The organism is Thermococcus sp. 101 C5 (assembly GCF_009372125.1).
Lineage (GTDB): Archaea > Methanobacteriota_B > Thermococci > Thermococcales > Thermococcaceae > Thermococcus_A > Thermococcus_A bergensis.
This window is the reverse complement of record NZ_WHIZ01000045.1, coordinates 1-17056: the sequence shown is the minus strand read 5'-3', so window position 1 is coordinate 17056 and position 17056 is coordinate 1. Positions and strand designations below refer to the sequence as shown.

Annotated in this window: 19 protein-coding genes, 1 tRNA gene and 1 pseudogene; 11 read left to right on the top strand and 10 right to left on the bottom strand. The window is 45.4% G+C overall.

All coding sequences use genetic code 11. The features are described from left to right. Nucleotides 1-308, bottom strand: a 308-nt coding sequence (locus tag GBV73_RS07570; protein WP_152878644.1) for a hypothetical protein, incomplete at its 3' end; no start/stop codon positions are given. A gap of 53 nt (nt 309-361) precedes the next feature. Between GBV73_RS07570 and GBV73_RS07565 the strand changes: the two genes are divergently transcribed. From GBV73_RS07565 to GBV73_RS07550, 4 genes are all read left to right on the top strand, one after another. Continuing rightward, a tRNA-Ala gene (locus GBV73_RS07565) sits at nt 362-438 on the top strand. An 84-nt stretch (nt 439-522) separates the two neighbouring features. After that, the gene (glyS, locus tag GBV73_RS07560; RefSeq protein ID WP_371717060.1) at nt 523-2232 is read left to right on the top strand and encodes a glycine--tRNA ligase; all 1710 of its coding nucleotides are present in this window, start codon (nt 523-525) and stop codon (nt 2230-2232) included. A 45-nt stretch (nt 2233-2277) separates the two neighbouring features. Continuing rightward, nucleotides 2278-2808 carry a DUF402 domain-containing protein gene (locus tag GBV73_RS07555; RefSeq protein WP_152880493.1) on the top strand — a complete coding sequence of 177 codons (531 nt, stop codon included), beginning with the start codon at nt 2278-2280 and terminating at the stop codon, nt 2806-2808. Between the two features lie 90 nt (nt 2809-2898). After that, nucleotides 2899-3177: a DUF167 domain-containing protein gene (locus tag GBV73_RS07550; protein ID WP_042700322.1), complete on the top strand. Its 279-nt coding sequence runs from the start codon at nt 2899-2901 to the stop codon at nt 3175-3177. Here the strand turns inward: GBV73_RS07550 and GBV73_RS07545 are convergent. Both GBV73_RS07545 and GBV73_RS07540 read right to left on the bottom strand, forming a co-directional pair. Continuing rightward, nucleotides 3174-3530, bottom strand: coding sequence for a hypothetical protein (locus tag GBV73_RS07545; RefSeq protein ID WP_042700319.1), 357 nt, complete (start codon nt 3528-3530; stop codon nt 3174-3176). The two genes, GBV73_RS07550 and GBV73_RS07545, sit on opposite strands and share 4 nt — an antisense overlap. Before the next feature lie 38 nt (nt 3531-3568). Next, the gene (locus GBV73_RS07540; protein WP_152880491.1) at nt 3569-4618 is read right to left on the bottom strand and encodes a phosphorylating glyceraldehyde-3-phosphate dehydrogenase; all 1050 of its coding nucleotides are present in this window, start codon (nt 4616-4618) and stop codon (nt 3569-3571) included. Nucleotides 4619-4885: 267 nt separating this feature from the next. Here GBV73_RS07540 and GBV73_RS07530 point away from each other — a divergent pair, with 267 nt between their 5' ends. The 3 genes from GBV73_RS07530 to GBV73_RS07520 are packed head-to-tail and all read left to right on the top strand — an operon-like array spanning nt 4886 to nt 6688. Beyond that, nucleotides 4886-5635, top strand: a complete 750-nt coding sequence (locus tag GBV73_RS07530) for a ParA family protein (RefSeq protein ID WP_152880489.1) — start codon at nt 4886-4888, stop codon at nt 5633-5635. Continuing rightward, entirely contained in the window at nt 5632-5952 is a 321-nt protein-coding gene (locus tag GBV73_RS07525; protein ID WP_152880487.1) for a hypothetical protein, read from the top strand. Before GBV73_RS07530 ends, GBV73_RS07525 begins: the two co-directional genes overlap by 4 nt. A 34-nt stretch (nt 5953-5986) precedes the next feature. Next, nucleotides 5987-6688: a glycerophosphodiester phosphodiesterase family protein gene (locus tag GBV73_RS07520; protein ID WP_152880485.1), complete on the top strand. Its 702-nt coding sequence runs from the start codon at nt 5987-5989 to the stop codon at nt 6686-6688. Nucleotides 6689-6826: 138 nt separating this feature from the next. Here GBV73_RS07520 and GBV73_RS07515 read toward each other — a convergent pair whose 3' ends face one another. The 5 genes and pseudogenes from GBV73_RS07515 to GBV73_RS07495 form a co-directional block, all read right to left on the bottom strand. Further along, entirely contained in the window at nt 6827-7345 is a 519-nt protein-coding gene (locus GBV73_RS07515) for a cell division protein (RefSeq protein WP_152880483.1), read from the bottom strand. Between the two features lie 10 nt (nt 7346-7355). Further along, nucleotides 7356-9095 (bottom strand): annotated as a pseudogene (locus tag GBV73_RS07510) (OPT family oligopeptide transporter). A gap of 315 nt (nt 9096-9410) precedes the next feature. Then, complete coding sequence (locus GBV73_RS07505) at nt 9411-9617, bottom strand: hypothetical protein (RefSeq protein ID WP_042700302.1); 207 nt, start codon at nt 9615-9617, stop codon at nt 9411-9413. A gap of 4 nt (nt 9618-9621) precedes the next feature. Next, the gene (locus GBV73_RS07500) at nt 9622-10320 is read right to left on the bottom strand and encodes a PrsW family intramembrane metalloprotease (protein ID WP_152880481.1); all 699 of its coding nucleotides are present in this window, start codon (nt 10318-10320) and stop codon (nt 9622-9624) included. Nucleotides 10321-10368: 48 nt separating this feature from the next. Further along, entirely contained in the window at nt 10369-11046 is a 678-nt protein-coding gene (locus GBV73_RS07495; RefSeq protein WP_042700296.1) for a metallophosphoesterase, read from the bottom strand. Nucleotides 11047-11144: 98 nt separating this feature from the next. Here GBV73_RS07495 and GBV73_RS07490 point away from each other — a divergent pair, with 98 nt between their 5' ends. Next, nucleotides 11145-11423 carry a hypothetical protein gene (locus tag GBV73_RS07490; protein WP_152880479.1) on the top strand — a complete coding sequence of 93 codons (279 nt, stop codon included), beginning with the start codon at nt 11145-11147 and terminating at the stop codon, nt 11421-11423. Here the strand turns inward: GBV73_RS07490 and GBV73_RS07485 are convergent. Then, nucleotides 11420-12088: an HAD hydrolase-like protein gene (locus GBV73_RS07485; protein ID WP_152880477.1), complete on the bottom strand. Its 669-nt coding sequence runs from the start codon at nt 12086-12088 to the stop codon at nt 11420-11422. The genes GBV73_RS07490 and GBV73_RS07485 overlap by 4 nt on opposite strands. Before the next feature lie 126 nt (nt 12089-12214). Here GBV73_RS07485 and gcvPA point away from each other — a divergent pair, with 126 nt between their 5' ends. From gcvPA to GBV73_RS07470, 3 genes are all read left to right on the top strand, one after another. After that, nucleotides 12215-13570, top strand: coding sequence for an aminomethyl-transferring glycine dehydrogenase subunit GcvPA (gene gcvPA, locus GBV73_RS07480; protein WP_042700287.1), 1356 nt, complete (start codon nt 12215-12217; stop codon nt 13568-13570). 10 nt (nt 13571-13580) lie between these two features. After that, complete coding sequence (gcvPB, locus tag GBV73_RS07475) at nt 13581-15080, top strand: aminomethyl-transferring glycine dehydrogenase subunit GcvPB (RefSeq protein WP_152880475.1); 1500 nt, start codon at nt 13581-13583, stop codon at nt 15078-15080. A 69-nt stretch (nt 15081-15149) separates the two neighbouring features. Beyond that, nucleotides 15150-16517 (top strand): TldD/PmbA family protein, encoded by a 1368-nt coding sequence (locus tag GBV73_RS07470; RefSeq protein WP_152880473.1) that lies wholly within the window; start codon nt 15150-15152, stop codon nt 16515-16517. A gap of 94 nt (nt 16518-16611) precedes the next feature. On the opposite strand, the gene GBV73_RS07465 is transcribed toward GBV73_RS07470, so the two are convergent. After that, nucleotides 16612-16812 (bottom strand): hypothetical protein, encoded by a 201-nt coding sequence (locus GBV73_RS07465; RefSeq protein ID WP_152880471.1) that lies wholly within the window; start codon nt 16810-16812, stop codon nt 16612-16614. Between the last annotated feature and the right edge of the window lie 244 nt (nt 16813-17056).

Genomic DNA, 17056 nt, shown 5'->3' with positions numbered 1-17056 from the left:
TTCTCCCAGTTGTGGAGGGTTGAGTAGTGAATGTTTGCTCCGAAGAATTTTCTGCCGTAGTGCTGGGCGTCTCTGAGGGGTAGGTTGTAGTATTGTTTAAAGAGGAGTATTGCCAGTATTGTTTTTACTGGAAATTTTTTGGATTTTGGCAGGTTCTTCAGCTTTCCTTCTGATTCGAAGTCTGCTAAAACGTCAAGAATTGCGAATGCCACGCTTTCAGGGTCTTTGAGTCTGTGATCCCATCTGGGGATCACGACAACCACCTGAAAGAATTCAGCAAAAACCCTAATAAAGGTTACTATAAACACGCCCCCTATGACGGAAAACTTTTTAAGCTGACCTTAAAGATAAAAATCGGGATGGGCCGGTAGCTCAGCCTGGGAGAGCGACGGCTTCGCAAGCCGTAGGCCGCGGGTTCAAATCCCGCCCGGTCCACCATATATTTTTCTCTCAGAATTTAACAAATATTCAGACATACAAGGCAAAACTTTTTTAGGTGCTTTGCCTTCATGCACTAAGGTGGTGTTCATGGATAAGTATGAAGTTCTTCAAGACCTGATGAAAAGGAGAGGCTTTGCGTGGGGCAGTTTTGAAATCTATGGTGGAGCGAGAGGTTTTTATGATTACGGTCCCTTGGGAGCTACAATAAAAAGAAAAATCGAGAAGAAAATCAGAGAAGCCTTTATAAGGGAGGGCTTCTTTGAAATTGAAACTCCCGATATCACGCCGGAGGAGGTTTTTATTGCCTCGGGACACGTGGAGAAGTTCGTTGACCCATTAACTGAGTGTAAAAAGTGCGGCTCAAGGTTTAGAGCCGATCACCTTGTTGAAGAAGCTCTTGGCATAGACACCGAGGGGCTTAGTGCCGAGCACCTCACGCAACTCATAAGAGAGCACGGCATAAAGTGCCCAGAATGTGGCGGAGAGCTCAGCGATGTGTGGTATTTCAATTTGATGTTTGAAACTTACATCGGGCCTTACAAGGATAAGAAGGGCTATCTGAGGCCCGAAACTGCCCAGGGGATATTCGTGAACTTCAAGCGCTTGAACAACTTCGCCAGAAACCAGCTCCCATTTGGAGTTTTTCAGATAGGGAAAGCCTATAGAAACGAGATTTCCCCAAGACAGGGAATGTTGAGACTCAGAGAGTTTACTCAGGCAGAGGTCGAGATTTTCTTCAATCCCAATGAGACCGAGCATCCGCACTTTGATGAGGTTAAAGACGAGATTGTCAGGCTTTATCCAATAGAACACCAGCTCAAAGACCTCGGTACGATTGAAATTACTCTCGAAGAGGCTGTGAAGAAGGGCTACGTGATGAACACATTCTTTGCCTATTACATGGGCATGGTAAAGAGAATTCTCCTCGACATAGGCATTCCCGAGGATAAAATCAGGTTCAGACAGCAACTGCCGGAAGAGAGGGCGCACTACTCAAGCGACACATGGGATGTGGAGATTCACAGCGAAAGGTTTGGATGGATTGAGTGCGTTGGTATAGCCTACAGGGGAGACTACGATCTAAGCAGACACATAAAAGAAAGCGGGGCAGATTTAACAGTTATGATTCACTACAAAGAACCCAAGATAGTTAAAAAGCTTAAGGTTTCCCTCAATATGAAAAAAGTTGGGCCTAAACTTAAGAAAGATGCAAAAAGGATTGACCAGAAGCTCCAGGAGATGAGCCAGGAAGAGCTCAAGAAAATAGTTGAGGGACTTAAACAGGTGGGAAAAGTCATCATTGACGGCTATGAACTTGAAAAAGACGACTTTATCATACAAGAAGTCGAGGAAAAGATAACCGGTGAGAAGATAGTGCCGCACGTCTTGGAGCCGAGCTTTGGTATCGATAGACCGTTCTACCTGCTCCTTGAGAACTCCTTGGCTATGGACGAAGACGGAAGAGTTTATCTCAAGATAAAGAAGGACATGGCGCCAATAGAAGTTGCCGTGCTTCCTCTCGTAGCCAAGGAGCCCCTAACGAACATAGCCTATGACGTCTTCAGAACCCTGCAAAAAGAGGGCTTCATAGTGGTCTATGACGAGAAAGACACTATTGGAAGGAGATATGCGAGGTATGACGAGATAGGGACGCCGTACTGTGTGACAATAGACAACCAGACACCCGAAGACAATACCGTGACGATAAGGGATAGAGACACGAGGGAGCAGATAAGGGTAAGCATTGAGGAACTTCCGAGGAAACTGAAGGAGCTGATTTTTGGGAGCTGATCTCATTTCTTTTTTCTTACCATAAATGAAGCGCAGTGAAGTATTATGGCAGGCAAAGTCCATCTCATCTACAAGCGTATTCCAAACAGAGTCCTTGAGCGAGAAGACGAGCTTATCGCGGACTTAGGGGACATAATAGTAGCAAAATCAAAGTTCGAAGGCATGCTTGCTCCGCTTTTTGTAAACGGAGTCAAGGTCATAGAGAACGAGTACACGATGGTGTATTTTGCCTTTGTTGGCGAAAACTATGATATCTTGAAGGTTTACGACAGGGAGGGCAACTTTAAGGGCTTATACGTTGACGTCCTGGCTTATACCAAGAGGGAAGGCGACACCCTTGAGATGCTGGATTTGTTCCTAGACATTTTCATTTTCCCCAACGGGGAAATTTTCCTTCTTGATGAGGACGAGCTTGAGATGGCCCTTCTCTATGAGCTCATAGACAAAGAAACGTTCGACTTTGCGTATTCGAAAGCGAGGGAAATCATAGAAAAATTCAGGAAAGGATTGTTCCCTCCAGACGTTGTATGGCAGTATTCACTTTCTTCTTCTGGAGATAGTTCAAGTTCTCACTGAGCCCTTACCTTTTCTTTTGAAACCTCGCCCCTCAGGCGGGGAGGAGGTCAAATTTAAATACCATTTTCTCTAGATGTTCCCGGTGATTGCATGATCAAGGAATCCAAAGATGGAGTGGTAATCCAGATATACGTGCAGCCAAATGCAAAGAAAACTGAAATTGAGGGCATAGATGAGTGGAGAAAAAGGCTGAAGGTCAGGGTAAAAGCTCCACCTGTGGAAGGGAAGGCAAATAAGGAAGTTGTGAAGTTCTTTTCGAAGCTTCTTGGTGCTGAAGTTATCATCATAAGGGGCGAGACAAGCAGGGAAAAAGACCTCCTTGTGAAAGGACTAAGCTTGGAGGAAGTAAAAAGAAAACTCGGAATTTAACGGTATTTAAGGAAGGCGATGTAATAGAAGGTTGCTCCAATTATGACAACCCCCGCAACGAAAAGGTAGAGGGCCTTTTCGGGCTTCTCCCTTACGCTGACCGAGTAGCACCCGTTTGAGATAAAGTATTCCACGTTTGCTTTTCTAACAAAGATATGCTCCCCTTTTGCCGTGAAGACTTCTTCACCGTTTTGATAGACTTTCAAAAACCCGTCCCGTACGCTCACCTCATAGCTCCCCAGTTTTCCAAAGCTGCCCTCACAGAAAGTCCCGGAGATAGTTTCGCTAGGATAGAGAAAGAAAGCAAGGATAAGTATCAGACCCAAGGCAAGGAGGTGCTCTTCAGCTTCCATGAGGAAAAATCTGTAAAAAAATTATAAAAGGTTTGGCTTCACTTCAAAATCCCAAGGCTCTTGTTGGTCTTCTTTATGCTCTCCCATTTGTCGGCGAGCTCGAACATAGCCCTTATCGCGTCAACGTTTTCCGGCACAACGTCGCTCTCCTGGTGAACAGCCTGAATATAGAAGAGTCTCTTGCCTTTCACATTTATGCTCTCCTTCCACACGCCTATCTCATAGAGGTTGTTCCACTCCCTGTGCAGGTCTCTTGCAAACTCTATCAGCTGGGCTGTACTGTCAAAGCCCTTCTCTTTCTCGAAGAGCAGAACCCTCGTGGTGTTTTCGAAGATGTCAATGACGTCTTCCCGTGTAAGGGGCTTTTTGAGCTCCACCATTACGCTGTGGACGTGCATCAAGGTTGTAGGTACTACAAAAGCCATGGTCTCTATGTTTATTGGGATAACGGTCTGGACGTCTGGGCCGTGGTGGGAGGGAACTTCAACACTTGGCTTTATGGCATTAACGGGACCCCTTTTTATGTCGTTTGGGTCTGCTGCACGGCGAATCATCACAGCGTAGACATAGTCGATGTAGTCCTTTATTGCGTTGAGAGTTCTTGTCAAGCCCGTGGTGTTGCAGGAGACAACCCTCACGTAGTTTTTACCCAGAGCCTGTTCATAGTTGGCCTGTGCAACGAAAGAAGCCTCCGCAATTTCCGCTTTCTCCCCGCCCTGGAATATTGCTTTAACTCCGGCTTTCTCGTAGAGGGCTTTGTTCTTCTCACCCATTCCTCCCGGAGTGGCATCAACAATTACATCTACTTTTTCGAGCAGGTCTTCAAGGGTTCCATCGAGCTCAAACCCCGCCTTCTCAAATCTGGGTAAAAATTCGCTAGATGCAGCATAGACGGGTATTCCAAGCTCCTTAGCGCGGTAGGCCTCAAAGTCTGGTTTTGTCTTTGTAACTCCTATTAGTTCCATATCATCTTGTTTTGAAACCGCATAAGCAACTCTCTTGCCTATGGTTCCATAACCGTTAATTCCTACCTTCACCTTCGTCACTATAATCACCAATAGTTTTACAGCGGTAAAATACTTAAGCATTGTTTTCACTGGGAGTGAGAAAATCAGAGATACTTCTCAAAAAACTGCGGAATCTTTTCCCTGTACTCCTCAGGCATAAGCTGGATTTTCCTTATATGTGCCGCTTCTGTAATCCAAAGCTCAACATCAGGATTTATTTTCCTGTTTTTCTCGTAAAACTCCTTAACCTCCTCGACCTTGAGTATTAAGGGGTTATTTGGTTTTTCTAACTTATCTTATAAGTTCTGACTGCTAAGGTTTATAACTTTCAAGAGCAGAGAATATTGCATGCCGGTGATAAGTATTGCAAATCAAAAAGGTGGAGTAGGAAAAAGTACCACAGCAATAAACCTTTCAGCTGCTTTGGCTCTCAAAGGGAAGAGAGTTCTTCTCATCGATATGGATCCTCAAGGGGCAACGACTGTTGGTCTTGGACTTAGGGAGGCAAGTCCGACTATTTACAACGTAATAGTGGATGAAGCGGACATTGAAGATGCAATAATCCCTACGGAAATAGAGGGGCTCGATCTGATCCCGAGCAACATTGCGCTTAGCGGTGCTGAAATCGAGCTCAGCAGTCAAATAGGAAGGGAATACATCCTGAGGAACAAACTTGCTAAAATTAAGGACAATTACGACTATGTGATAATAGACACGCCACCGTCTCTCGGCATTTTGACTATGAACTCCCTTGTGGCGAGTGATGAAGTTATAATCCCAATTCAGGCGGAGTACTATGCTCTCGAAGGTATAGGGCTCCTTTTAAAGGCTATAAAACTTGTCAGAGAAAGATTGGGTATTCCAATTGAGATTAGGGGTTTCTTAATAACCATGTTCGACAAGAGAACCAACCTATCCAAAGAAGTTAGGGAGGAAGTCAAGAGAATCTTTGGAGAAAAGGTCTTCAAGACAATGATCCCAAGAAATGTACGGCTGGCTGAAGCACCATCCCATGGAAAGCCGATTTTCCTATACGCTCCGGACAGCAGAGGTGCCAAAGCATATATGAAGCTTGCCGAGGAGGTTGATGGAGTATGAAGAAGAAAAAAGCCCTTGGAAGGGGATTGGAAGCAATAATCTCCGAGCCGATGCCCACGTTAGAGGTTCCTTCAAAGGAAGAGATAAAGGGCGAAATAAATGAAGAAGCTCTCGAAAGAAGCCTGCAGGAGGCCTTAAAGAATCCAAGGATTACCCTATGGTCTCCCGAGGCTGCAGCAGTACTTAGGTATCTTAGAAAGACCATTCCCGAGTTCAGCATATCAAACGAAGCGAGCAAGCTTCTGGAAAAAGCAATAAAAGAGAAATATCCGGAGATATGGGACATAGTCAAAAAGAAACTGAAAGAGCTCGAATAGCCTTCTTCTAACTTTTAAGTTATAAGTGAGAACCATGATAATAGCTCACAGGGGTCTTGGAGAGCCTGAAAACAGTATGCTTTCTTTTAAAAGAGCCGTTAAAAGGGGATTTGGGATAGAGTTTGACGTGTGGAGAACAGCGGATGGAGAGCTCGTAGCCATGCACGACCCGGAGATAGCTATTAATGGAGAGAGATACTCCGTAAAAGAACTTACTTTCGGAGAACTCAAAGCACTTGCAGTTTCGAGAGAGCACATAGTGAAAATAGAAGAGCTGTTTAGAAAATTTCCTGATGCTCTTTTTAATGCGGATATAAAGGATGCAGAGGCTGTTGAAGAATTGGGGGAGCTTATACGCAACTATGAAATTGAAAAAGTGATAGTATCAACAACAGAGATTGAAATGCTCAAAGCTTTGAGGGCCCGGGATAAAAAATTAAAGCTGGCGTTTTCTATAGTAAGACGAAGTGATGTTCCAAAAGTTCCTCTCCTTAAACGGCGTTTTAGGATATTTGCCCTTCATGTTCCTATAGACGGAATATTCTATGTAGGTTTTGCAAACTTTAGGTTTCTCCTTAAGTGGATCAGAGGCATGGGGATGAAAGTAGGCCTCTGGAGCTATGAAGTGGATGAGCTTAAATACGTCCCCTTGCTGGCTGATTTGGGGGATTATTTCATTTCCAACCGACCACTGGATGTTAAAAACCTCTTGACCCGCCTGAAGGGGGACTTTTAGTCCTGCGGTGTCATTTCTCCCTTGACAACAAAATCTCCCGTATAGAAAGCAAAATGCAAAGGGCTTCAAAGTAGGAAAATTCGGCTCGCCGTCGTCTGCTGTCCCATTTCTAAGAAACTTAGAAAGAAAAGAAAAAGGTCAGTTCTTGGAGCTCAAGAGTTTTAGGGTTTCCTTTAGCTGGGTGTATCCGGACTCCAAGTAGGTGTCTCCTTCTTCAGGATATCCGTCAGCATAGGCGCTCCAAGCCCTGTTTAAGTGCCTTTCGGCCTTGCTGAAGCTTGTCATGACTTCTCCGTAGAACTTGATTCCCTTTATCCTGATGGGCTGGGCATTTTCTGCAAATGTTTCCAGTGTCTCCAAGATTTTGCCAAGTCTTTCTCTAGCCTTTTCGAGGTCAGTTTCTTTTTCTTTCATTACTTTTTCAATCTCTGTAAGTGCGTTTTCTAAGACCCTCTTGAGCTCTGCTTCTCCCCCTTCTCCTTTAGCCACGTTTCTGTGAAGCTCTTCCTTCTCTCCCTGTCTCCTAAGGACTATTCCAGCGCCCATGATGACTAAGGCGCCACCAACTACTGGCCAGAGTGGTGGATTTCTAGCGGAAGCTATAGCCCCTGTGATTAAACCGGCTGTAAGCATAACATTTCCAATTAGCTTTTTCATGTTCATCACCTCATGGTTGCAGTACTCCGGCAACGGTGAGCACTGCGAAGAGCAAGGTCATGGCAGCTTCTCCAACCATTAGACCAGCGGCAAATGGGAGGACCTTTTCAACGATGAACTCGTAGCCCTTCTTCCTCTTTGCAATCTCGTTCACAACACACCCAATTCCGTAGGGGATAATGTACAGCATTGGTAAGTACATTGAAAGGCCCACGAGAACACCAAGCCCTGGAACTCCGCTGAGAGAGAGCGCAAAGCCTAAGAGACCTCCAGCGATGAACTTGTCTATAGGTACACTTCCACCGAGCACTGCCTCAACCATTGACTTGAGGGCCATTGCCTGTGGTGCTGGGACCTTCTCGTTTCCAATTCCGTAGGCGTTCCATATAAGGCCAACAACTGTTAGAGCGATTATTGGGCCAAGCCAGGCGGTTAAGAGCTCAACTTTCTGCTGTCTTGATGGGATAGCTCCGACCATGTGACCTGTCTTGAGGTCTTGCATCATATCTGCGGCACCAGAGATAGCAACACCAACGGTTGCACCCATAAGTATCGTAAGCGGCACGTTCTTGTTGGTGAGGTAGAGGAGTATCATGACTGAGACCAAGGAAAGACCTGATACTGGGCTCCAGTCGGTCATTCCGGTAGACATTGCCACGAGAAGTGAGGCTATGAATATTCAGGCGACACCGATGAGGGCCGTGAGGAGGCTTCTACCCAATCCAAGGCCTCCGAGCTTGTATGCTGTCACGAGGAGCAGGAGGAACGCGAGGGTTGCTCCACCGATGAGGTAGTATATCGGCAGCTCTTCGTTGTTTCCGTTGCTGTCCTTTACCTTGCTGGCCTGTGCAAGGCTTTTCATTGCAACTGCAATAACTGGAAGTGATAGTATAAGTCCTGCTATTGAACCACCGAGGAGCATACCTATACCAAGAGGCCTTGTCATGTTGCCGTAAACGTAGCTGCTTATAGCCGCTCCTTGAACTTCAGCGGGAAGCCATCCGAGGGCTTTGACCACCGGAGTTATGATGTAGTAGGAGAGTATACCACCGGCAAGAACTATCAAACCATTTCTTCCAGTGATTAAACCCATACCAAATACCATGAGTGAGAGAGCTATAGTTAGGTTAATCCATTCTGGAAGGTGAAGTGCTGAGCCAAGGTCAACGACCTCGGGTATTATGTGGGGCAGTCCAAACAGTGGGAACTGCTGGATGAGATAAATTATGGCACTGATAACCATACCAAAGAACAGCAACCTCGCCTTCTCTATACCACTACCAGGGGTTTTGAGGATGGTAGCAACTGCAGTACCTGTTGGGAACCTGAGCCTGTCTATTTCGATCATCTGCTTTCTGAGTGGGATTATAAAGGTTATACCCAGAATTGCTCCAGCGGCTGTTGCTAGGAAGAAGTACAGTGTGTTTATCTCTTGGTGAAGGCCCATGATGTAGAGTGCTGGTATTGTGAAAATGACACCTGAGACGGAGATGTTCACTGCTGAAGCGACGGTTTGGACTATGTTGTTCTCAACGACTGTACCCTTCTTGAGTAGTCCCCTAAGAATGCCCCAACCAACGATTGCCGCTATTGCAGAGCCTCCAGAGGTGAAACCCATGATCATTCCAGCGTAGGTAAAGCTTGCGGCCATAAATGCTCCCCAGAGAACACCTAAGATTACAGCGGCGGGAGTCACTTCTCTATAGTTTTCTTTTCCCTTTGTAACACTTTGTCCGACGTATTTTTCCATTTTTCAACCCCCTGTACATTTTTGTACATATGGTCTGGTCTATATACTTGGGATACAAAAGCGAGACATTCTGTCTTTTTTGCACATATAAAGTTTTCCCGCCCGACTTTATCCGCTAATGGGGATTGTAAACCAGTAAAACTTATAAAAAAGCAGTTATGTTGCTTTTTTATCATAGAGCATATAAAAAGCACAAGGGATAAGAAAGAAATTCATGAATGTATATTTATATATCGTGGATGCTCGAAAATTATCGCGATTTGGAAAAAATTTCTAAATAATTCAAAAAATTCCGAAATTATTGGAAGAACTCCCTTAAAGAGAGCTAAACTTTTGAAGGAATATTTTTAAATCGGTTTTAAATGGCTCCCGGGAGCTCTTTATTTCCTCTTCTACTAGCTGGATAAAAGAGGCCTCGTCTTGGACTTTTGAGCCTATTTCCTCAACTTTTCTCTTTAGTTCTTCGTAATATTCAATGTATGGCCTCGCCTCAAAGAGGGCTCTCTCTATTTTTTCCTTCATGCCTTCACCTCCTAACGAACCAGTACCACCATGCTTTCTCTAAATCTTCTCTCTGCCCGAGCATTATGAAGTACCTAATAAGGGCTATGTTGATAAAAATCAGCAGTATCGTGAAGATGTAGTACGAGGGGATTGCGAGGCTTAGGAATGCGAAATAGTCCCACAGAAAGTGAAGCAGTATCGCGAGGACAAAATAGCTTGTGATGCTTTGGACTTTTCCCTCTGCCTTTAAGCCATACCCAACACCAACTATTGCGCTCCAGGTGGCGTGAGCGAAAGGTGTTAAGAAAGCCCTCACTATAGTGGTGCCGACTCCAAAGCCAATCCCGTACAGGAAGTTTTCCGTAGCCGCAAATCCCAGCCCGGCTGCAACACCATAAACCACACCGTCCATTATCCCGTCCATTTGACCTGCCTTAAATGGAAGCCTGATTGCTAGAGCCTTTGCTGGTTCTTCCACAATGCCGGCCACAAGTGCCATATAAAATGCAGTCGCTGGTAAAATGGCGTATCCAAACTCCCCCTGTACCAAAAAGGCCTCCAAGAGCATTGCAACACCAACAGACAGGGTGCTTCCTAAGATGAATGTTGCTATAACATAGCGCTTGGGTTCGGGTTCGTATTTATCCGCATGATAGAAATACCAGAGCAATGCTAAGGCTGGCGCGTACGCGAAGAATATTATAGCACTCAATACGTCCATATCTATCACCTAGAGAATTTTGGTTTCTTCTGATTTTAATCCTTGTGGTCAAAGTCTTTGGAGTGCCCTGATTAGATCTCCAAGCTTTCCAAAGTTTAGGAGTTCTTCATCCAAAGGGACAAAAACCTCAAAGCTAGAAAGGCAAGCGTCTTTAAGGAATGGGGAAACAATCTCTCTGAGGATGTCGTTCCCATATGCCCATGGAGAGAAGGCAGGGAGTACTATTAGAGTTTCGCTCACCAAAAAGATTGGAACTTTTATCAATGCTCCAACCTCGTCCCTAAGTCTTATTGCGGGATGCTCATGCCCTATTATGAACTTCTCCCCCTCAACAAGCTTGTGGCCGTGGACTACTTTCCAGCCCTCAAGTTCAATTTCATCAACAACTTCCACACCGAGCTCTTTAATCCAGCTTACACCTACGTCGTGGTTACCCCTCACAACAACTGCTTCCTCCACGAGGGGAGTTATCTCCTCAAAGAACGCCCTGAGTTCAAGCTTCTCTCGCTTGAGTGGAACGAACGAATGCTTGAGGTCGCCGTTTATTATCAATCGTTTTGGTCGTTGTTCCTTGAGAAGGGCAGCAACGGAGGTTACCATTTGCCTGAAGGCTTTTGGAAGATAAATTCCTTCTTTTGCCATGCTCTCCTCGTATCCAATGTGCAGGTCAGCTATTATTATTGAGTTTCCGATCTTAACAGCCTTCTGAGGAAGGAGCTCATGCATGGTTGGGGTTACTCCCCAGTATTTTTAAACATATTGAATTTTGTTAGGCTAACCGAAAAATATTTAAGTCTGAATTGGGAGCTAAAGCTGGTGGTATTATGGCTTATATAGGATTCGCAAAGACTGATCTAGCTCCTTATGAGACCTATGACAGAATACTAAAAGAACTGGAGAAAAGAGGTTTTAAGATAAAGTTTTCCAAGCATCACTGGGCTGGAGATATGCCCTTTGGCCTTGTTATAGTCGAAAGTGACAAAGGCAACATAGCAGTAAGGTGGGCACTTGGAAAGGCCTTTGAACTCAAAATTGAGGAGGTAAGCGATGAAGACCTCAATGAATTCATCGATGACACACTTGAGTATATAAACGGGGATTAGCCTCTCTCCTGTTTTATCCGCTCTATCACATCAAAGAGGCTCCAGAGGTCTTGAATGACATGAAGGTGCGGGATCTGGTCTAAAATTTCTTTGGTGACGTATTTTGCCGTCGGGGGGAAATAGTACCAGACGTACTCTGTGTTCTTGTCTCCTCTTCCTATAAAACGCCACGGCTTGTCGTCAACCCACACAAAAATCTCGTCCCCGTACTTTTCCCTCACAAGCTGGAATGCCTCGCAGATGGTCATATCCCTCCCGAAAACTATTACATCATCAAAAAGCTCGTAAAATCCCCCTATTCTCAGCCGGCGCTCTTTCATCCCATCCAAAAAATCCTCTGCAGAGAAGGATATCACAATGTGGCCCTCTTCTTTAAGCTTTTTCAGAAGCTCTTTGGAGTCGTCAATGGGTTTCGTAAGCTTTGCTCTCTCTTCAAACCACGTGCGGGCGAACTTAGTCTTAAAAAACCTCGGCTGTTTTATTTTACCAGTATGGTTTCCAAATTTGGGCCGTTCAAAGTAGAGCTCCATCTTTGTGAGAATTTTAGCAAATGCTCCTTTGAATGGAAGCCATGGAAAGTGCTTCTCTAATGCTCTCCTGAATGCTTCCTCTATTACCGAGTAGCTGTCTACAAGCGTTCCATCAAAGTCAAAGGCTATTATCATTATTAAACCCTCCATTACTCTGCCACTAGCTCAATGAACGCTACTCCCTTTAAGTTTTGTCCTCCACAAAGCATATATTTTAGTGAGGCGAAATGTTTAGACGATAATCTCAAAAAGGTGATGTCTATGGGTAAGCACTACCTTCCAAACTTGGCACATAAGGAGGAGATGCTCAAGGAGATTGGCTTTAATAACATTGAAGACCTCTTCTCTGATGTTCCAAAAGGCTTTGTCAAGGAGTTTAACCTTCCAGAAGGCAAGAGCGAATACGAAGTCTTCCTTGAGATGAACGAGATCCTCAGCAAAAACAAGACCGTTCTTGAGATGCCGACTTTTCTCGGTGCTGGGGCTTACTTCCATTACGTTCCAGCCCACGTTAAGTACCTCATAGAGAGGAGTGAGTTCTTAACCGCTTATACCCCCTACCAGGCGGAGATAAGCCAGGGAATGCTGCAGGCGCTTTTCGAGTACCAGAGCTTGATAGGGGAGCTTGTGGGGTTGGAGATTGTAAACTCCTCAATGTACGATTGGGGAACTGCACTTGGCGAAGCAGCAAGAATGGCGGCAAGGGTTAAGAAAAAGAACAAATTCGTTGTTCCAAAGCACATCCATCCAGAAAGAGACAGGGTTCTCAGAACTTTTGTGGAAGGGGCGGACATTAAGATAGAATACGTAAACTGGAACGAAAAGGGCCAGGTTGATATTGAGGACTTAAAAGAGAAGGCAAAAGATGCTGCTGGAGTCTACGTTGAGCTCCCCAACTTCTTCGGAATAATCGAAGAACAGATAAAGGAAATTGGAGAGATTGCCCACGAAAACGGTGCTCTGTTTGTAGTGGGTGTAGACCCGACGATTCTGGGCATAGTAGAGGCACCGGGCAACTTAGGAGCTGACGCTGTGATCGGTGAGGCATCTTTCCTTGGAAGTGCCCTGAACTTCGGGGGTCCGAGGGCGGGAATATTCGCTACCAGAAATGAAACTGCCCTCGTAAGACAGATGCCTGGAAGAATTATCGGAATGACAAAAGATGCAGAAGGCAAAAGGGCTTTTGTCATGACACTTCAAACAAGAGAGCAGCACATAAGGAGAGCAAAGGCAACATCAAACATCTGTTCAAATGAAGCTCTTGTAGCAGTTGCAGCAGCAATCCACCTAGCTTCCCTCGGGCCAAAAGGCCTCCAGAAGCTTGGAGAAGTAATATTGAAGAACACTGCATATTTCAAGAAGAGGCTGAATGAGGTTGCTGAGATACCATTTGATGCAGTTAACTTCAAGGATGTCCCGGCTACGTTTGAAATCCCATATCCGGTTATTCACGAGAGGCTCCTTGAGAAGGGAATACACGGGGGTTTCTATCTAAAGCCGCACTTCCCGGAGCTCGGCGAGACTGCTTTGCTTGCAGTAACTGAAACAACAAGGAAAGAGTGGATCGATGTACTCATAGAGAATGTTAGAGAGATAATAAACGAGGCAGAGCTGTGAGGTGGTAAAGATGTTCAGACAGGCTAAATGGGATGAGCCCTTAATTTTTGAACTCTCAAGACCCGGAAGAATTGGTTTTACACTTCCAGAACCAATTGAAGACGTTGACGTTCAAATCCCTGAGGGGCTAAGAAGGAAAAGCCTTGAGCTTCCGGAGCTTAGTGAGCCGGAGGTCGTTAAGCACTACACAAGGTTAAGCGAGATGAACTACGGTGTTGATTCCGGCATATACCCACTCGGTTCCTGTACTATGAAATACAACCCCAAGATAAATGAGGAATTTGCAAACCACCCGAAAGTTGCCTTTATCCACCCCTACCAGGATGAAAGAACAGTCCAAGGTGCCCTGCAGATAATGTGGGAGCTCGAGCAGTGGCTCAAAGAGATTACCGGAATGGATCGCTTCACTCTTCAACCGGCTGCTGGTGCCAACGGTGAGTTTACGGGAGTTATGATAATGAGAGCTTACCACCTTGACAGGGGAGAAACGCAAAGAAACGAAATAATAGTGCCTGACTCAGCCCACGGTACGAATCCTGCTTCAGCGGCGATGGCGGGCTTCAAGGTCGTAGAGATTCCTTCAAACGAACAGGGTACGGTCGACTTGGAGGCTTTGGAGAATGCCGTAAGCGAGAGGACAGCGGGAATAATGCTCACAAATCCCAACACCCTGGGAATCTTTGAAGAGGACATTCTGGAGATAGCGAATATAGTACACAAGGCTGGAGGACTGCTCTATTATGACGGTGCAAACCTAAACGGAATTCTCGGCAAGGTGAGGCCCGGAGACATGGGCTTTGATATCGTCCACATAAACCTTCACAAGACGTTCTCAACACCTCACGGGGGTGGCGGCCCCGGAGCAGGGCCTGTCGGTGTAAAGGAGCACCTTGTTGACTATTTACCCGTCCCACTGGTGGAATTCGATGGGGAAAAGTACTACCTGAACTACGACCTGCCAAAGAGCATTGGAAAGGTTAAGGAGTTCTATGGAAACTTCAATGTGCTCGTTAGGGCTCTCACGTACCTCAAGATTATGGGAAGGGACGGACTGAAAGAAGTTGCGGAGATAGCTGTTTTAAATGCCAACTACCTTACACAAAAGCTAAAGGGCACGAAAGGATATGAACTGCCACACAAGGAGCTCAGAAAGCACGAGGTTGTGTTCTCAGCAGAACCAATGAAGAAGGAAACTGGCGTAAAGGCTCTGGACGTTGCCAAGAGACTGCTCGACTTTGGACTGCACGCCCCGACTATTTACTTCCCGCTCATAGTACATGAGGCATTGATGATTGAGCCAACGGAAACTGTCACCAAAGAAGAGATTGATGCCTACGTCGAAGCACTCAAGAAAATAAGCGAGGAAGCATACACCAACCCTGAAATCGTCAAGAGTGCTCCACACAACACGGCAGTTAGGAGAGTTGATGATGTGCTCGCAGCTAAAAAGCCAATTATAACGTGGAGAATGTACAAAGAGCTCAGGGAAAAGGGGGAGGTCGACTACTGAGTCCCCTTTTTTCTTCTCCTTTTCCAAAAACAATATAAACCTTTTTTAGCTCTCTTCTTTGGGGGTTCTATGGAAGTTGAAAAGCTAATCAAAAAAGCCGAGGAGATCAGTCAAAAGTATGGAATACCTTACTACGAAGTGAGAATAGCTAAAATAAGCGCGACTCATATTGAAATGCAGAATTCTCACTTTGAAGACATTTCTTCGAATGTGGAGATCGGGATTGGTGTTAGGGCCTTTGACGGTTCTTGGGGCTTCTCATCTGCAAATGACCCAAGAAGGGCAGAAAAGGCACTTGAAACTGCAATGAAGATTGCAAAAGTCACAAGGGGCAACTCAAAAATTTACATCGGAGACCCGGTCAAGGATGATGCTGAAATAAAGGTTAAAAAGCCGTTTTCTGATGTAGATTTAGAAGAGAAAACTGCCATCCTCAAAGAGATAGATTCCCTGCTGATGGGAAAAAACCTGCCCAACAGGGAGGTAACCTACGGAGATGGAATAAAGGAGCAGTTTTATTTTAACTCCATTGGGAGTGAAATCAGAACTGTGGTTCCAAAAATTCGTCTGAGCTTTTCTGTCACTGCAAAAAAAGGCAATGATATGCAGACCTACTGGAAGGTCTTCGGAGGTACTGTGGGGTGGGAAATGATAGAAGGGATAAACCTCGAGTACTGGACGTCTTTTGTAAAAAGAAAAGCCAGGGAGCTTTTGGACGCATCCCTACCGCCATCAGGAGAGTTTGACGTAATAGTTGACCCCGAGCTTGCGGGAGTTTTCATCCACGAAGCCCTTGGGCATGCGGCAGAGGGAGATGCCGTTAAAAACGGGGAGAGCATACTTGAAGGGAAGCTTGGAGAGGAGATAGCCGTGGAAGAGCTCACGGTGGTCGATGACCCGACTTTGCCGGGGAAGTTCGGCTCTTATATCTACGACGATGAGGGGATTAAGGCGAGAAAAGTAGAAATCATAAAAGACGGGATTTTGAAAGAGTACCTCCTCGACAGAGAGACTGCGGCTTTCTTTGGACTTGAGCCTAACGGGCATGGAAGGGCTCAAAGCTATAATTATCAACCCCTAGTTAGGATGAGCAACACCTACATAGAGCCGAGGGACTGGAGCTTTGAGGAGATGCTTGAAGAAGTCAAAAACGGCCTCTACCTTATAGGAGACAAAGGCGGACAGGTGGACATAGCAAACGGCACCTTTATGTTTGGAGCAAAGGAGGGATATATAATCGAGAACGGGGAAATAAAGACACCCATAAGAGATGTGGCACTTTCGGGCAAGATTCTGGATGTCCTCAAGAACATAAGAGCTATCGGGAATGACCTCAAAATCGAGTTCCCGGGCTACTGCGGAAAAGGACAGTGGGTGTCTGTTGACGATGGGGGGCCCCACATTTTAACGAGGGCTTTAGTCGGGGGGCTCCTCTGAGCCCCAGGTTTTTATCCATATTTTGTTCCAGCTCTTCCATCCGTCTTCTCCAAATACCACTATGTAAACATAATAGCTCTGACTTTTTCTTTTTTCAAGCCTCGCCCTTCAGGGCGGGGAGGAGGTCAGGTTCTTTACCATTGAACTCTCCGTATCCTGGATGGGTAAGAAGACACGGGACTAAAGATTCCGAAAAAGGACTTTGAGAGATAGTAGAGGGTGTATTTGTCCCTAAACATCCGCTCAGGATAACAACAAGAGCTACAAGTAATGGAAGAGTTCTCAATTTCTTCACCTGATTATAATTTCGATTATTGATATATAACTCTTTGACACTGTCAGGATAAGCAGTGGGACGTTAGGTTTAAGTTTCTGATACCTCTTCAGAAAAGGGGAGAGAAATGAGGACTGAAACCATTATTTACTTACTGGTTTCAGTCTTAAAAACCTTTCGCCGGAACAGGGCGTGTTTAGTTTCACCCCCTGTTATTTAAACAGTATTTGACTCTGAGGAGGATTTTCAGACCATAACACATTAC

What these genes read in the sequence shown, in the direction of transcription:
- GBV73_RS07555 (WP_152880493.1), top strand. Translation starts at nt 2,278, where the DNA reads ATGGCAGGCAAAGTCCATCTCATCTACAAGCGTATTCCAAACAGAGTC.
- GBV73_RS07550 (WP_042700322.1), top strand. Translation starts at nt 2,899, where the DNA reads ATGATCAAGGAATCCAAAGATGGAGTGGTAATCCAGATATACGTGCAG.
- GBV73_RS07545 (WP_042700319.1), bottom strand. Translation starts at nt 3,530, where the DNA reads ATGGAAGCTGAAGAGCACCTCCTTGCCTTGGGTCTGATACTTATCCTT.
- GBV73_RS07540 (WP_152880491.1), bottom strand. Translation starts at nt 4,618, where the DNA reads ATGCTTAAGTATTTTACCGCTGTAAAACTATTGGTGATTATAGTGACG.
- GBV73_RS07530 (WP_152880489.1), top strand. Translation starts at nt 4,886, where the DNA reads ATGCCGGTGATAAGTATTGCAAATCAAAAAGGTGGAGTAGGAAAAAGT.
- GBV73_RS07525 (WP_152880487.1), top strand. Translation starts at nt 5,632, where the DNA reads ATGAAGAAGAAAAAAGCCCTTGGAAGGGGATTGGAAGCAATAATCTCC.
- GBV73_RS07520 (WP_152880485.1), top strand. Translation starts at nt 5,987, where the DNA reads ATGATAATAGCTCACAGGGGTCTTGGAGAGCCTGAAAACAGTATGCTT.
- GBV73_RS07515 (WP_152880483.1), bottom strand. Translation starts at nt 7,345, where the DNA reads ATGAAAAAGCTAATTGGAAATGTTATGCTTACAGCCGGTTTAATCACA.
- GBV73_RS07505 (WP_042700302.1), bottom strand. Translation starts at nt 9,617, where the DNA reads ATGAAGGAAAAAATAGAGAGAGCCCTCTTTGAGGCGAGGCCATACATT.
- GBV73_RS07500 (WP_152880481.1), bottom strand. Translation starts at nt 10,320, where the DNA reads ATGGACGTATTGAGTGCTATAATATTCTTCGCGTACGCGCCAGCCTTA.
- GBV73_RS07495 (WP_042700296.1), bottom strand. Translation starts at nt 11,046, where the DNA reads ATGCATGAGCTCCTTCCTCAGAAGGCTGTTAAGATCGGAAACTCAATA.
- GBV73_RS07490 (WP_152880479.1), top strand. Translation starts at nt 11,145, where the DNA reads ATGGCTTATATAGGATTCGCAAAGACTGATCTAGCTCCTTATGAGACC.
- GBV73_RS07485 (WP_152880477.1), bottom strand. Translation starts at nt 12,088, where the DNA reads ATGATAATAGCCTTTGACTTTGATGGAACGCTTGTAGACAGCTACTCG.
- gcvPA (WP_042700287.1), top strand. Translation starts at nt 12,215, where the DNA reads ATGGGTAAGCACTACCTTCCAAACTTGGCACATAAGGAGGAGATGCTC.
- gcvPB (WP_152880475.1), top strand. Translation starts at nt 13,581, where the DNA reads ATGTTCAGACAGGCTAAATGGGATGAGCCCTTAATTTTTGAACTCTCA.
- GBV73_RS07470 (WP_152880473.1), top strand. Translation starts at nt 15,150, where the DNA reads ATGGAAGTTGAAAAGCTAATCAAAAAAGCCGAGGAGATCAGTCAAAAG.